The organism is Nocardioides daejeonensis (genome assembly GCF_003194585.1).
Lineage (GTDB): Bacteria > Actinomycetota > Actinomycetes > Propionibacteriales > Nocardioidaceae > Nocardioides > Nocardioides daejeonensis.
Genome location: NZ_QHKZ01000002.1, coordinates 357326 through 371495, shown reverse-complemented (window position 1 = coordinate 371495; position 14170 = coordinate 357326). Strand labels below are relative to the sequence as shown.

The 14170-nt window shown below is 64.2% G+C and carries 13 protein-coding genes; 12 read left to right on the top strand and 1 reads right to left on the bottom strand.

Annotated features, from left to right (window positions below):
• Nucleotides 1-196 precede the first annotated feature (196 nt).
• Nucleotides 197-823: a TetR/AcrR family transcriptional regulator gene (locus DNK54_RS06425; RefSeq protein WP_110206128.1), complete on the bottom strand. Its 627-nt coding sequence runs from the start codon at nt 821-823 to the stop codon at nt 197-199.
• Nucleotides 824-970: 147 nt separating this feature from the next.
• Between DNK54_RS06425 and DNK54_RS06420 the strand changes: the two genes are divergently transcribed.
• The 12 genes from DNK54_RS06420 (at nt 971) to DNK54_RS06365 (ending at nt 14163) form a co-directional block, all read left to right on the top strand.
• Entirely contained in the window at nt 971-1756 is a 786-nt protein-coding gene (locus DNK54_RS06420) for an enoyl-CoA hydratase/isomerase family protein (protein WP_204164445.1), read from the top strand.
• Nucleotides 1753-2823, top strand: coding sequence for a thiolase family protein (locus DNK54_RS06415; RefSeq protein WP_110206126.1), 1071 nt, complete (start codon nt 1753-1755; stop codon nt 2821-2823). The genes DNK54_RS06420 and DNK54_RS06415 overlap by 4 nt, the downstream gene beginning before the upstream one ends.
• Nucleotides 2820-4019 (top strand): thiolase family protein, encoded by a 1200-nt coding sequence (locus DNK54_RS06410; protein WP_110206125.1) that lies wholly within the window; start codon nt 2820-2822, stop codon nt 4017-4019. Before DNK54_RS06415 ends, DNK54_RS06410 begins: the two co-directional genes overlap by 4 nt.
• Before the next feature lie 3 nt (nt 4020-4022).
• The gene (locus DNK54_RS06405; RefSeq protein ID WP_110206124.1) at nt 4023-4499 is read left to right on the top strand and encodes a Zn-ribbon domain-containing OB-fold protein; all 477 of its coding nucleotides are present in this window, start codon (nt 4023-4025) and stop codon (nt 4497-4499) included.
• Nucleotides 4500-4594: 95 nt separating this feature from the next.
• Entirely contained in the window at nt 4595-5836 is a 1242-nt protein-coding gene (locus DNK54_RS06400; protein ID WP_110206123.1) for an ABC transporter substrate-binding protein, read from the top strand.
• Nucleotides 5837-5961: 125 nt separating this feature from the next.
• The gene (locus tag DNK54_RS06395; protein ID WP_110206122.1) at nt 5962-6750 is read left to right on the top strand and encodes an ABC transporter ATP-binding protein; all 789 of its coding nucleotides are present in this window, start codon (nt 5962-5964) and stop codon (nt 6748-6750) included.
• A complete protein-coding gene (locus DNK54_RS06390) occupies nt 6747-7526 on the top strand; it encodes an ABC transporter ATP-binding protein (RefSeq protein WP_110206121.1) in 780 nt (259 codons plus the stop codon). Before DNK54_RS06395 ends, DNK54_RS06390 begins: the two co-directional genes overlap by 4 nt.
• The gene (locus DNK54_RS06385) at nt 7523-9361 is read left to right on the top strand and encodes an AMP-dependent synthetase/ligase (RefSeq protein ID WP_110206120.1); all 1839 of its coding nucleotides are present in this window, start codon (nt 7523-7525) and stop codon (nt 9359-9361) included. Before DNK54_RS06390 ends, DNK54_RS06385 begins: the two co-directional genes overlap by 4 nt.
• A complete protein-coding gene (locus DNK54_RS06380; RefSeq protein ID WP_110206119.1) occupies nt 9358-10257 on the top strand; it encodes a branched-chain amino acid ABC transporter permease in 900 nt (299 codons plus the stop codon). The genes DNK54_RS06385 and DNK54_RS06380 overlap by 4 nt, the downstream gene beginning before the upstream one ends.
• Nucleotides 10257-11387 carry a branched-chain amino acid ABC transporter permease gene (locus DNK54_RS06375; protein ID WP_110206118.1) on the top strand — a complete coding sequence of 377 codons (1131 nt, stop codon included), beginning with the start codon at nt 10257-10259 and terminating at the stop codon, nt 11385-11387. Before DNK54_RS06380 ends, DNK54_RS06375 begins: the two co-directional genes overlap by 1 nt.
• A 53-nt stretch (nt 11388-11440) precedes the next feature.
• Entirely contained in the window at nt 11441-12598 is a 1158-nt protein-coding gene (locus DNK54_RS06370) for an acyl-CoA dehydrogenase family protein (RefSeq protein ID WP_110206117.1), read from the top strand.
• Complete coding sequence (locus DNK54_RS06365; RefSeq protein ID WP_110206116.1) at nt 12598-14163, top strand: class I adenylate-forming enzyme family protein; 1566 nt, start codon at nt 12598-12600, stop codon at nt 14161-14163. The genes DNK54_RS06370 and DNK54_RS06365 overlap by 1 nt, the downstream gene beginning before the upstream one ends.
• Nucleotides 14164-14170 lie beyond the last annotated feature (7 nt).

The window sequence follows — 14170 nt, the reverse complement described above, 5'->3', positions numbered from 1 at the left end:
TCAGCGCCGAGAAGCACGACAAGTGGGCGACGCGGCCGGTGCGCGGGCGTGTGTGTCTGACCGTGACCTACGCCGCCCTGATCGCCGTGGTGATGGCTCGGCGTCCGAGTCGCCCGCTTTGTCCCCGGGTTGAGGTGCGCCGGAGAAAATGGCGGACCTCGCGGCTCTCATTGCGGCCCGCGCGGAGTCGTCTCCGTCAGGGGGAGACCACCAACCTACGGACACACTCCTGGATGAATTCACTGACCTGGCTTAGGGGTATCGATCCGTTGGGGCGGTACCACTGCCACACAGTGATGACCTGAGCGAGGATCGCCTGGGTGAGGAGGTAGGTATCGCGCCGCGGAAAGGCCCCTGCCTCCATCCCTCGGTTCAGCAGTGAGCGCCACGCCTCCTGATTTGCCTGAAGGAGCCGGCGCGCCTCCTGCCGTACTTCTTCCTCCCGCTTGGCCTTGCGGGGGCGCGCCAGCAGATTCTGGTAGTTCTGCAGGATCCGCAACTGCAGGGTCTCTTGAGGAGCCACTTCGAAGATGGCGCGACAAGCGGCATCCAGCGCCTCGTGCGGATCATCGATGCCGTCGGTAGCTTGATGAAAACGCTCGAGCGAGCGAGCGAGCTCAATCTCCATGATCACGTAGAGACAGTGAGCCTTGGACTGAAAGTAGTGATAGAGCGCGGTCTGGCCGATGCCTACCTCGTCAGCCACCTGGGACCACATCGTCGCCTCGAAGCCATGCTCGCCGAAGTGGTCCACCGCGGCCGCGATGATGGCGGACCTCTTTGAGCGCGGCCCCTCATCCGTGCTGCTGTCTGTCGGCGACATGGGACCCCTTCCAGCGATCGGTGGCGCTTGCTACCGGCCCCATTGTGCCACTCAAACTGATTTCGATTCAAATTTGGTCAAGACGCTTGACAGTGACCTGGGCCACTGCTTCACTTCCTGAAGTGAATTCAGTTATGGGAGGTTCTGATGGCTGAGGACGACCTTCAGGCCGAACGCGACGGGCATGTCATGCGGGTCTGGATCAACCGGCCAGAGAAGCGCAACAGTCTGACTGCGGGGATCTTCTCCGCGCTCGACTCGCTCATCGCGGAGGTGGAGAACGACCAGAGAATCCGCGTGATGGTCATTCGCGGACGAGAGCAGATGCTCTGCTCCGGCTTTGACCTCGATGAGCTTGCCGGGACGGTGCTCTCGGGCAGCTATGGCTGGGACGGGGCCGCTATTGCCGCACCCGTCTTTGCCCGGCTGCACGCCATGAAGAAACCGACCATCTGCGTCGTGGAGGGATTCGCCACCGCGGGTGGTTTCGAGCTGATGCTCTCGTGTGACTTCGCCGTTGCGGATGAGAATGCTCGCATCGGCGATCTGCACATCCGCAGGGCGCTCCATGGTGGCGCCGGCCCCATCTATCGGCTCCCGCGCATCGTTGGTTTGCGCCGTGCCAAGGAGATCGTCCTCACCGGGAAGATGGTGACTGGATCGCAGGCTGAGCGATGGGGCCTCGTCAACGAGGCGCATCCGGCTGATCAACTTGACGTCGCCGTCGAAGGTTGGGTTGACCAACTAGCAGACAAGAGCCCCCTGCAGATGCAACTGTCGAAACTCACCCTCAACCAAGGCTTCGAGGCCAGCGCAGAGGCCCTGATGGCTCTTGAACGGGTCGCCTTCGCAGTCACCATGCAAAGCCAAGACGCCAAAGAGGGCGTCGCCGCCTTCCTTGAGAAGCGTGACCCCCAATGGAGTGGACGATGAGCGCCCTGCCCAAGACCGGACCCATCGCCGTGATCGGCGGATCGCACGTGCGTCGGTCTGCTGGACAACGTCTGGAAGAGCTGGTCTACGAAACAGCCAAAGCCGCGCTGACCTCAGCACAACTCGACCACGCGGACCTCGACAACATCGTCCTGGCGGCCAGCGACGAACTCGATGGCCGTGGCATCACCAGCATGCTGACCGCGATGCCTGCCGGCGGATACCTCAAGGATGTCAACAAGGTCACTGACTCTGGACTCCACGCCCTGGCGCTCGCCGCGATGAAGGTCCGCGCCGGCCAGTCCAACGCCGTCCTCGTCCTGAGTTGGGATGGTCCGTCCGAGGCCCAACCGATGCCGATCGCGCGCACCGCCTTGGAACCGTTCGTGGAGCGGCCGATCGGTTTCGTAGATCCCATGGCGTCTGCCGTGCGACTGGAGCGATACCTCCACGACAACAAGCTCGACAAGTCCCTTCTCGACGAGCTGGCCAAGGCCCGCTGGGAACAGGCTGGCAACCCAAACGGCTATCAGGAAACACTCATCTGCTCGCCGCTACGCGAAGGACACTTCGCGCCGCACTTGGACAGCGCGAGCGCCGTCGTGCTCTCCGGGTGCCCCGACGGCCGCCCGATCCGCGCTGAGTTCCTCGCCAGCGGATGGCGCACCGACAACTACTACCTGGACCAGCGCGAGATGCCTAGCCACAGACTTCTGGCCAGAGCCGTCAGCGACGCACTGAGCAAAGCTCAGATCAGCATCGATCAGATCGATCACTTCGACGTCGATGACTCCGCCATCCACCACGAAGTGTGGGCTGCAGAAGCGCTCGGACTCGCCGACCCAGGTCGAGGACTTCAAGAACTGATCGCCGCCCCCGACCGCTTCCGACGCTCAGCTTCCAGTGCCTACGCCGGCCACAGCGCTCTGAGCGCAGGACTGATGCGCATCGCATCCAGTAGTGCAGAGCCCGGCGCCACAGCGCTCGTCCACCAGGCCATCGGACGGGCCGGCCAAGGCCAGATCGCCGCTGTCATTCGCCACACCCGAACAGGAGAACAGTCGTGAGCGGCCACATCGCCCGCGCCGGCATCGTCGGCACCGCACAATCGCGCTACCGCACCCACCGCCCCGACGTCCACTACGCCGAGCTAGTCCAGCAGACCGCATTTGACGTACTGGCGGACGCCGGGATGACCATCGACGACATCGACGCGATCGTCTTCGCGATGGCACCTACTGACTTCGTCGGCATCACCGACGTCGACAAATGGGCGATCGGGGCGATCGGCGGAGCCGGGAAGCCCTTCATGCGCGTCCAACTCGGCGGAGCCACCGGCGTCGCTGCCGCTCAGGCGGGCTACTTCCACGCAGCCAGCGGCGAGTTCGACAACGTGCTGGTTATCGGGGCAGACAAGGTTGCCGAAACGCCGGACGGACAGCACGTCCTATCGCTGATGTTCGACCCGTTCTACGAACGAGAGTCCGGCCTCAACACCATCACCATGGCTGCGCTGCACGCAGAAATGCACATGCGTAAGTACGGCACCACCACAGAGCACCTCGATCAGGTCGCGATCCGTGCATGGCGGCGAGCACAACGCAACCCGCACGCCCACTTGAGTGGAATCTTGGAGCCCGCTGACCTGGCGGTCTCCCCGCTGATCGCCACGCCGTTGCGACGCTACGACGTCTGCCCACGCTCCACAGGCGCTGCCGGAGTCATCATCAGCTCCGAGCGAGCCATCGCCCGTGACCAGCGCGACGCGGCGTGGGTTACCGGAGTTGGCGCCATCGCCAACTCCGTCTTCATCGGCGACCGCACCGGCGCAGACGCCGACCTCAACTACGCCGATTGGGGCGAGCTTCGTCTGGCAGCCGATCAGGCATACGCCCAAGCTGGCATCACCGACCCGGCAAGCCAGCTCGATGTCGTGGAGATCTATGCGCCCTTCACCATCTGCGAAGTCAGCGGAGTGGAGGCGCTCGGGTTGTGTGCCCCCGGAGAGGGAGGGCCGGCTCTGGCGCGCGGTGACTTCGACACCGGAGCAGCCGTCGAGGTGAACCCCTCCGGCGGCACACTCTGTGCCAACCCCATCGCCGTCACCGGGCTAGTCCGGGTGTGCGACGCCGCCGCCCAACTACTCAACCGCGCCGGCGACATGCAGAAGGCGCGAGCTCAACGCGCCGTTGCCACCGCCGTAGGCGGCACCTTCCAGTTCCAATCCGTCATGGTCATGGACCGTCAACCCCAGGAGGACTGAGCCTTGTCCGAAATCCCCCAAGACACGATCGTCCTCCCCGAGGACCGGCACCTGCACTACGATTTCGCCAGCGGCTACATCACCGCCCACTTCCTGCGGAACCTCGGCGAAGGCCGCATCCTCGGCACCCGCGCTGGAGCCAACGGGCGCGTCTACGTGCCCCCGCGGGCCTACTGTGAGCGGACCTTCGAGCCTGCTGAAGAGTGGGTCGAAGTTGGCCCCGGCGGCACCGTGGAGGCCGCCACCATCGTGACCGCCAAGTTCCTTGGCCACCCCGACCCGCCGTTCGTGATCGGCATGGTGCGTCTCGACGGCGCCGGCACCGCTATCACCAACTACATCGAACTGAGCGACGAACAACTCGCCGACCTCGATACAGCCAGAGACGTCGTGGCTCCCGGGACGCGAGTCAAGGTTCAGTTCAAACAAGAGCGCCAGGGACGCGTCACTGACTTCCACTACGTGCTGGACAACGGCTGAGCGCGACCACGAACCAGCCGACACGAACGACACGGAACCCACTATTCACAACTGAAACAGGGCCACGCCCCTGTTGAAACGAAGGGAAACAGATCATGAGTCGACGACTCTCGCGGGGCCTTGTGGCTCCTCTCATCGCGTTGGCCATGTTGCTGGCGGGGTGTGGAGGTGGAGGCAACTCGGGTGGCACTGTCTCCGACGGCGGAAAGGAAATCCGCTTCGCACGCGGCGTGGACGGCGACGCCAAGACCATCACTATCGGAGGTCTCCAAGACCTCTCTGGTCCTGGTCGCGTCATCGGCGTGCCCGCCGACGGCACGATTCGAGCCGCCTTCGAGCTGCTCAACAACAGCGGCAAGCTCGGTTCCTGGAAGATCAAGTACGTCTCCAAGGACCACGCCTACAACCCGAGTGAGTCAGTGCGGATGTACGACGAGATCCGCGAAGACGTGCTGGCCATTGTGCCTTCCTTCGGAGCCCCGGCGACCATGCCGCTGCTGGACCGTTTGGCCAGCGACAACATGCTCACCTTCACCTACACCGGCTCTTCAGCAGTCGACACTGAGCACACCGTGTGGGGCGCGACGCCATACAAGTACGAAGCGATGCGCGCAGTCGCCCACGCCGTGGAGACCGGCGGTGAGGGCGTGAAGGTGGCGATCATGCACCAGGACGACGACGCTGGTGAAGACGGTGTCGCAGGATTCCGTGCCGCTGCCGCGCAGTTCAAGGCCGAGATCGTCAAGGAAGTTCCCTTCGACGCCAGCGCCGAAGACTTCACCGCACCCGTCCGGTTGGTCCGCGAATCCGGAGCCACCCACATCCTGGTCACCAGCGGTCCCGGCCAAACGGTCAAGCTGTTGAGCGCTGCGGCCGCCATGAACTACGACGCCATTTGGTACGGCAACTGGGCCACCTACATCGAGGCCGCCTTCGGTCAACTCCCTGACAGCGTCTGGAAGGACAAGTTCTATTGGGTCAACGGACTGCCCTTCTGGGGTGAAGACCGTCCTCAGATGAAGGAGCTGATGGACGCCTACCAGAAGTCCGACGTCGCCAAGGACTTTCCCGCCCCGCAGAACTGGTCGGTGCTGGCCTACGTGCAAGTGCAGATGCTCGGCGAGGTCATCCGGATCGCCATCGAAGACGGAGATATCACCCCCGAGGGGATCATGGCCGCGGCCCAGAAGGTCACCGACTACGACGTCGACGGACTGCTGCTCTCCCCGGTCGACCTGATGGACTCCTCGGCCCTGCGCTCCTCCCGTGTGCTCAAGCCCGGAGTCAAGAACGGTGAGTGGGAAGTCGCCGGCGATCTGCAGGAGATGCAGGACTGACGCCAGCCCACAAACGCCCGGGCCGGGGCGCTCTTGATCGGGCTGATCATCGATTGGCAGCCCCGGCCCGCGGCGTCCCGCCGTGATACAGGCCGGACCCCCATGAGCTTTGAACAGGAGGACAAGTGCTTTCCATCCGGAATCTCGAGGTTGCCTATCAAGACGTCGTCCATGTCTTGCACGGAGTCTCACTCGAGGTTGAACGCGGTGCCGTCGTCGCCCTGCTGGGCCCTAACGGCGCGGGCAAGACCACTCTCGCCAGAGCCGTGTCTGGCCTGCTGCCGATCCACGATGGATCGGTCACCGGAGGCACCATCGCCTGGGGAGATCAAAGCCTTCTGGGGCTGGACTCCCGCGCGCGATCAGCGATGGGTATCGCCCAGGTCATGGAGGGACGCCGGATCTTCACCTCGATGACAGTCGAAGAAAACCTGGTGGCCGGCGGCTTCACCAAGTCGGCACGCAAGCACCTGCGCGACCGCACCGAGGACGCCTACGCGATGTTCCCCAGGTTAGCTGAACGACGAAAGCAGCGCGCTGGGTACCTGTCGGGCGGTGAACAGCAAATGCTCGCCATCGCCCGCGCGCTGATGAGCGGACCAGAACTGCTGATCCTCGACGAGCCGACGCTCGGACTCGCGCCCAGCGTGCGCGACTACCTGCGCGGAGTGATCGCCGATGTCAACAGCCGGGGAACCACCGTGCTGCTGGTCGAGCAGAACGCCGACCTCGCCCTTGATGTCTCCTTCTACACGTACATCCTCGAAGCCGGTCGTGTGGTCCACGATGGCGCCAGCAGTGAACTTCGCGAAGACCCAGACATCCAGGAGTTCTACTTGGGCATCCACGACGGTGGTCGTCGCAAGATGCAAGACGTCAAGCGCTACCGCCGACGGAAGCGGTGGCTCTCATGACCGAGAAGCTGCTCGAACTGGCCGGCATCGGACTCAGCTTCGGTGGGATCCGGGCACTCGACGCCGTGGACCTGAACCTCGAAGAGGGCGAACTGCTCGCCATCATCGGTCCCAACGGAGCCGGGAAGACGTCACTGTTCAACATCATCTCCGGGGTCTATGCGCCCAGCGAGGGACAGGTGTCCTTCCGCGGCCGCGACATCACCCGCGCCGACTCGCGTCGACGCGCAGAACTGGGTTTGGCTCGGACCTTCCAGAACCTCGAGCTGTTCCCACTGCTCAACGTCGTGGAGAACATCCTGGTTGGACGCCACCGGCACCTCCGATCCGGCGTACTGGCAGGCGGGGTCTGGTTCGGCAAGGCGCGCGGCGAAGAGATCCGACACCGCGCGCGCGTCGAGGAGATCATCGAGTTCCTCGAGATCGAGCCCTACCGCAGCGACGCGGTCGACACCCTGCCGTACGGCATCCGCAAGCGCGTCGAACTCGGTCGAGCGCTCGCGATGGACCCCACCGTCCTGCTGCTCGATGAGCCCGTCGCAGGCATGAACAACGAGGAGACCGAGGACATCGCCCGACTCATCCTCGACATCAAGGAGGAGTTCGGCATCGCGCAACTCCTGGTCGAGCACGACATGGGTGTGGTGATGGACCTCGCCGACCGGATCACGGTCTTGGACTACGGCCGCGTGATCGCGACAGGCACACCCGATGAGATCAGCCACGACCAAGCCGTGATCGGCGCCTACCTGGGACGAGAAGGGGCGGAGAAATGAAGATCGCCATGTCGCCGCACACGGCTCCCTTCCGCGCCAGCGCCGTCTCCCTGCCCGGACGCTTGCTCCAGCTCGCGGGCGGCATGCCCACCGAACCCGCCATCCGGAATAAAGAGCTGGGCATCTACGTCGAATCCACCTGGCGTCAATACGCCGATCAAGTCGCCCAATGCGCCGCAGCGCTGGCGGCACTGGGAGTGAGACGCACCGAAGTCGTCGCGATCCTCGCCGACAACGGCATCGAATGGGTTGTCGCGGACCTGGCCACCCAAGGCCTAGGGGCAGTGGCGTGCGGGATCTATCCCACTAACTCCGCCGAGGAAGTCGCTTACATCCTCGAACACTCCCGCGCCAAGGTGGTCGTTGTCGGCGACCAGGAACAGGCCGACAAGGTCATCGAAGTCCGAGCCCGGGTGCCGCACCTGGAACACGTGGTGATCGTGGACCCGCGAGGCACGCGGAACTATTCCGAAGACCTGATCCACTGGTCCGACCTGATGGCTCAAGGTCATGGGACACCGATCGACTTCGCCGCATCCGTGCGCGGCGTCGCTGCCGATGACCCCGCTGTGCTGATCTACACATCCGGCACCACCGGAAATCCCAAGGGCGCGATCCTTTCGCACGCCAACCTCAGCGTGGGAGCGGACCGGCTCGTGGACGGGCTGGGCGCGCGACGCGAAGACAACATTTTGTCCTACCTGCCGCTGTGCCACCTTGCGGAGAAGGTATTCACCGAACTGCTTCCACTCACCGTCGGCAACTGCGTGCATTTCGGTGAGTCCATCGACACCGTCCAAAGTGACCTGGTCGAAGTCGCTCCAACCGTCTTCCTCGGCGTACCCAGGATCTGGGAGAAGATGCAGGCGCGCGTCGACATGGGTCTGCGGCGCTCCACCCGACTCAAGAACTGGGTGCACGCCAAGGCGCTGGCGCAGGGTTACCGGATCTTGGCTCGCCACGAGGAGCGGCGGTACCTGCTGCGCGACCGGATCCAGCGGTTCTTCCTCGATGTCTTCGTGCACCGTGCACTGCGCAAACGGCTCGGACTCGAACGGGTCCGGGCGGCCATCTGCGGCGGTGCCTCGGTCTCACCTGAAGTGCTGCGCTGGTTCTACGCCATCGGCATCTCCATACGAGAGATCTACGGCCTCACCGAAGCAGGCGTCACCCACGTCGTCCCGCTGGACGCGCGTGTCCGGATCGGAGAAGTCGGACCCGAGATGACGGGCGTGGAATGCCGCCTCGGTGACGACGGCGAAGTCATGCTGCGCAGCCAAACCACATTTTTGGGCTACCTCCACGACGATGCAGCCACAGCGGCGATGGTCGATGACCAGGGTTGGCTCGGATCCGGCGACATCGGACACATTGACGAGCACGGCTGGCTCAGCATCGTGGGCCGCAAGAAGCAGATCATCATTACCTCCGGCGGCAAGAACCTCTCACCCGAGGCCATCGAGAACGCGTTGAAGGACTCGCCGTACATCGCCGAAGCGGTGGCGCTGGGGGACAACCGCAACTACGTCGCCGCACTCATTCAAGTCGACTGGGACGCCACGTCTGACTGGGCAGCCAGCCAGAAGATCGCGGCCACCTCCTTCGCCGATCTGGCCGGAAAGACCGAAGTGCGCACCCTGATTCAGCGGGAGATCGACGCTGCCAACCAGCGTCTCGCGCGCGTCGAACAGGTGCGTGGATTCGCCCTGCTCACCAAACAACTGCACCAAGACGACGGGGAGCTCACCCCAACTCAGAAGGTGAAGCGCCGCGCGGTGATGGAGATCTACCACGAACAGATCGACGCCATCTATGCCAAGGGAGGACGGCGATGACCCAGTTCGCCGAATTGACCATCGCCGGCCTTGCGCTCGGGGCGATCTATTCGCTGATCGCCGTCGGGTTCGTCATGGTCTACCGCAGTTCAGGGCTGCTCAACTTCGCCCAAGGAGAGTTCGCCACCCTCGGTGCCTTCCTGATGACGACGTTCGCCGCCTGGGCGGTCCTGCCCTGGCCGGTGGCGCTGCTGCTTACCGTGCTCGTCATGATGGCGGTGGGCATGGGTATCGAACGCGTCATCATGCGCAAGCTGCTGGGTCGGCCCCCATTCATCGGCTCCATCGTCACCATCTTCGTCGGGTTCCTCCTCTCGGTGGCAGTGCTGTGGATCTACGGATCCAGCACCAGAGCAATGCCCACCCCCTGGGATCCGGTGAAGATCGTGGAAGTGGGCGGCGTCGAGTTCACCCTTACCAACCTGGTCACCATCCTGGTCGCCATCGTGCTGATCGGCACCCTCGCCTTCGTCATGCAACGCACCCCGATGGGCATGGCGATGCGGGCGGTCGCTGACGACCAGGAGGCCGCCTTTGCCCTAGGCATCCCTGTCGAACGCCTCCTCGGGCTCACCTGGGGAATCGCTGCCTCGCTCGGAGCCGTCGCGGGAGTCTTCTTGGCGATGTTTCCGCGCAGCGCCACCGTCGCGATGGGGCTACTGGCTTTCCGCGCGTTCCCTGCAGTGATCATCGGCGGACTCGAATCCCCCGTCGGCGCGATCATCGGCGGCAGCGCACTCGGTCTACTGCAAGTCCACGGGGAGTACTACGTCAACCCGCATCTGGGTGACTTCGGCATCGGGTTCCACCTCGTGCTCGCCTTCATCGTGATGATCGCCTTCTTGATGATCAAGCCGCACGGACTGTTCGGGACCAAGGAACTGGAGCGTGTGTAATGCCTGACCGTCCCATCCCGACCAGCTATGCCCACCTCGTCCGCGTCGACGACGGCAAGTGGGCCCGCGCCGCCTGGCTCATCGCCGGTCTCATCCTCATCGTCGCAGTGCCGCTGGCCATGGGTAACGGATCGATCGCACCCGAATGGGTCGGAGTCGCCATCCAAGCCCAGATCTTCATCGTCGGCGCTGTCGGGCTGATGCTGCTCTCCGGCGTCACCGGGCAACTTTCCCTGGGGCATGCAGCCTTCCTCGCCGTCGGCGGGTTCGCGGCGGCCAACCTGGCTCTGGACTTCGGGCTGCCTTGGTGGGTCGTGCTGCCATTGGCCGGCCTGATCTCCGCCCTGGTCGGCGTGCTCATCGCACCCTTCGCGTTCCGACTCAAGGGGCTCTACCTCGCGATCGTGACCCTGGGCCTGGTTTTCGTCATCCAGCACGTGCTATTGCGCTGGACTGACATCAGCGGAGGCCACCGCGGCACAGCCGTCCCGATGTTCAACGGCTTCGTCGATGACCCGGAGAACATGACCCCGATGGAGAAGGCCGAGGCCGGATTCGGCAGGGAACCATGGGAGATCGGCGGTGTCTTCATGGGGCGTGACGTCCAGATGTACGTCGTGTTCCTCCTGGTCACTGTGGCCGCCTGCCTGTTTGCCCGCAACGTGCTGCGGACCCGGATGGGACGAGCTATGGCCGCCGTCGGGTCCGGCGACATCGCAGCCAGCGTGCTGGGCATCCGCGTCAAGTGGGTCAAGACGGCAGCCTTCGGACTCTCCTCGTTCTATGCCGGTGTGGCCGGCGCGATGTGGGGCTGGAAGCAGACTTACCTGACCGTCGACCCGCCATTCGACCTGCATCTGTCGATGGAGTTCGTAGCGATGATCTTCATCGGCGGGCTTGGCACCGTGATGGGAGCAGTCCTGGGCGCGATCCTGTTCGCATCCGGCCGCCCGCTAGCCGCAGAGCTGGCCGAACTGCCATTCCTCCGCGACTCCTCCCTCCAAGAGGGCGACATCGTCCTGTTCGTGTTCGGCGCCACCGTCATTGTCTTCATGCTCTTCGAACCGCGCGGCCTGCGGGGCATCTGGAGTCGCGTCAAGCGCTACTTCACCACTTGGCCCGTCAAGTAACACGCCTGCCGTCATCACCCACTTCGAGTCACCTTCTCCAGGAGAACCCGACTATGGACTTCACCGTTAGCAACGAACACCGAGCTCTCGCCGAAACAGCAGCCACCATCGTGGGCCGATTCGGGCATCAGTACTACGTGGAGCAGGCTCAGTCCGGCGGCCACGCCACCGAACTCTGGCAAGAGCTTGCAGGGGCTGGGTTCGTCGGCGCCAACACCCCCGAGAAGTACGGCGGGATGGGCTACGGGATCCGCGAGTTGGCGATCATGGCAGAAGAGATGGCCGCCGGTGGCTGTCCCTCACCCATGACGATCATTTCTCCAGCCATCGTCGCCTCCATCCTGCGCCGTCACGCCAGCGAAGAGATCAAGCAGCACTTCCTTCCTCGGATGGCCAGCGGCGAGATCGTCGTAGTGTTTGCCCTCACTGAGCCGGACGCGGGATCCAACTCCCATCAGATCACCACCACTGCAGTCCAAGAAGGCGACATCTACCGACTCAACGGCCAGAAGTACTACATCTCCGGCGCCGACCAGGCCGAGGCCATCTTGGTGGTCGCGCGCACCGGCGGAGACCAGCACAAGGGCGCCCTGTCGCTCTTCGTCGTCGACGCCGCCAGCGAGGGGCTCTCGATGAGCCCCATCCCCACAGCCTTGGGGGCACCAGAACGTCAGTTCACCGTGCATCTGGATAACGTGCTCGTGCCGGCCGAGCGGCTGGTGGGGCAGCGTGACCGCGGCCTGACCAGTGTCTTCTCCGGACTCAACCCAGAACGGATCATCGTCGCGGCGATCGCTTGCGGATTGTCCCGCTACTTCCTGGATAAGTCGGTGGCCTACGCCAAACAGCGTGACGTCTGGGGCCAGCCGATTGGCGCACACCAAGGCATCGCTCACCCTCTGGCCTGGGTCCATGTGAAGCTCGAGCAAGCGCGGCTGATGACCCAGAAGGCCGCCTGGTTCTACGACCAGGGTGACCAGGATCTGGAGGCGGGGGCAGCAGCCAACATCGCCAAGCTCGCCGCGGCCGAATGCGCGGCGTACGCCTTCGACCGTGCTGTGCAGACTCACGGGGGCAACGGACTGGCGCTTGAATACGGACTGACCTCGCTGTACGGCCTGACCAGGTTGTGCCGTCTGGCCCCCATCAGCGAGGAGATGGGGCTCAACTTCGTAGCCCAGAACCTCTTGGACCTCCCGAGGTCCTACTGATGCAGCCAATCACAGCCACCTCGGGCCTGCCGCAGTTGTGGGAGGCCGACCTGGGGGTGCTGGTTGACAGGGCCCTGATCCGCGGCGGCGACGACCCGGCCGTGGTCGCCGGAGGTAGCACCACGACGTACCGTGAACTCAACCGGCTCGCCGAAGCAGTGGAGGACGCACTGCGTGGCGCCGGCATCTGCGCAGGCGACCGAGTGGTCCTTCACCTCGGCAACACCGTGGACTACCTGGCTGCTGACATCGCGCTGATCAGGACCGGTGCGGTCAAAGTGCCGGTCAATCAGATGCTCACCGAAGCCGACATCCGCGAGATCATCCAGATCAGCGGCGCTAGTGCCCTGGCTGTGCTTCCCTCGATCGGGTTCGACCTCCACACTCCTTCCGAGGTCTCCCAGGTGCCAGGCCTAGAACTGCACCTGCACCGTCTCCCCGGGGCGCCGGCCCAGTTCCCTTTCGGCGAGCTGGGCGAGCCGGGCAGCCCCACCAGTCCCGCCGTCATGTACTTCACCGGAGGCACCACGGGAAAGCCGAAGGGGGTTGTGCATCCACGATGCAGCGTGGCTACGAACCTATTGGCCAACGCGCTGGAGGGCGAGATCGGTGCAGGTGAGCAACTCTATCTCTGCACGCCACTGTCCCACTCGGCCGGGCTGTTCGCCGCTGCCGCACTCATCCGCGGAGGCACCGTCCACCTGGAGACTGGCTTTCACCCTGAGCGCTTCGTCCAGTACGCCGAGCGGCACCAGATCACCTGGACCTTCATGGTCCCGACCACTCTCTACCGTCTTCTGGATCACCTTCCCGCGCAGCCTCCGAGGTGGAGTCTGTGCACGATCGTGTACGGCGCCGCGCCCATCGGGGCTGCTCGGCTTCGGGAAGCCATTGAGCGGCTCGGCCCGATTCTGATTCAGCTCTTCGGGCAAACAGAATGTCCCAACTGGGCGACCGCGCTGACCAAAGCCCACCACAAACGAGCCCTCGATGAGCCAGCCCTACTTGAATCGGCCGGTCGTCCCAGCCTGCTATGTCAGGTGGGAGTGCGCGGCGACGACGGTGTGGTGCGTGGCAGCGGCACTGGTGAGATCTGCCTAGCTGCGCCGTACGTCATGGCTGGCTACTACGGGGACCCAGCCAAAACGGAGGAGACGTTGTCAGATGGATGGCTGAACACCGGTGACATCGGATCGATTGGCGCCGACGGATTCGTTCACCTCAGGGACCGCCGTGCGGACATGATCATCTCGGGCGGCATGAACGTCTACACCATCGAGGTGGAAACGGCTCTGTTCGCCATCCCCGGGGTCCAGTCCGCCTCAGTCATCGGGTTGCCCGACGCCCAGTGGGGCGAGGCCGTCCACGCGCTGATCGTCGTGGAGCCGGGCGCCACCGTCGACGAAGTGATCCTTCGTGCCTATTGCGCCGAGCACCTGGCGGCGTACAAACGGCCCAAGTCGATCGAGGTCGTGTCCTCGCTGCCGCTCACCCCCTTCGGGAAGGTCGACAAGGTGCGGTTGCGCAGCGAACGAGTGGTCGCACAGAACATCGTGTCCGAGTGAACAAGGA

Bases quoted from the DNA above. Each gene is read 5' to 3' on its own strand.
- DNK54_RS06425 (WP_110206128.1), bottom strand. From the start codon at position 823: ATGTCGCCGACAGACAGCAGCACGGATGAGGGGCCGCGCTCAAAGAGG.
- DNK54_RS06420 (WP_204164445.1), top strand. From the start codon at position 971: ATGGCTGAGGACGACCTTCAGGCCGAACGCGACGGGCATGTCATGCGG.
- DNK54_RS06415 (WP_110206126.1), top strand. From the start codon at position 1,753: ATGAGCGCCCTGCCCAAGACCGGACCCATCGCCGTGATCGGCGGATCG.
- DNK54_RS06400 (WP_110206123.1), top strand. From the start codon at position 4,595: ATGAGTCGACGACTCTCGCGGGGCCTTGTGGCTCCTCTCATCGCGTTG.
- DNK54_RS06390 (WP_110206121.1), top strand. From the start codon at position 6,747: ATGACCGAGAAGCTGCTCGAACTGGCCGGCATCGGACTCAGCTTCGGT.
- DNK54_RS06385 (WP_110206120.1), top strand. From the start codon at position 7,523: ATGAAGATCGCCATGTCGCCGCACACGGCTCCCTTCCGCGCCAGCGCC.
- DNK54_RS06380 (WP_110206119.1), top strand. From the start codon at position 9,358: ATGACCCAGTTCGCCGAATTGACCATCGCCGGCCTTGCGCTCGGGGCG.
- DNK54_RS06375 (WP_110206118.1), top strand. From the start codon at position 10,257: ATGCCTGACCGTCCCATCCCGACCAGCTATGCCCACCTCGTCCGCGTC.
- DNK54_RS06370 (WP_110206117.1), top strand. From the start codon at position 11,441: ATGGACTTCACCGTTAGCAACGAACACCGAGCTCTCGCCGAAACAGCA.
- DNK54_RS06365 (WP_110206116.1), top strand. From the start codon at position 12,598: ATGCAGCCAATCACAGCCACCTCGGGCCTGCCGCAGTTGTGGGAGGCC.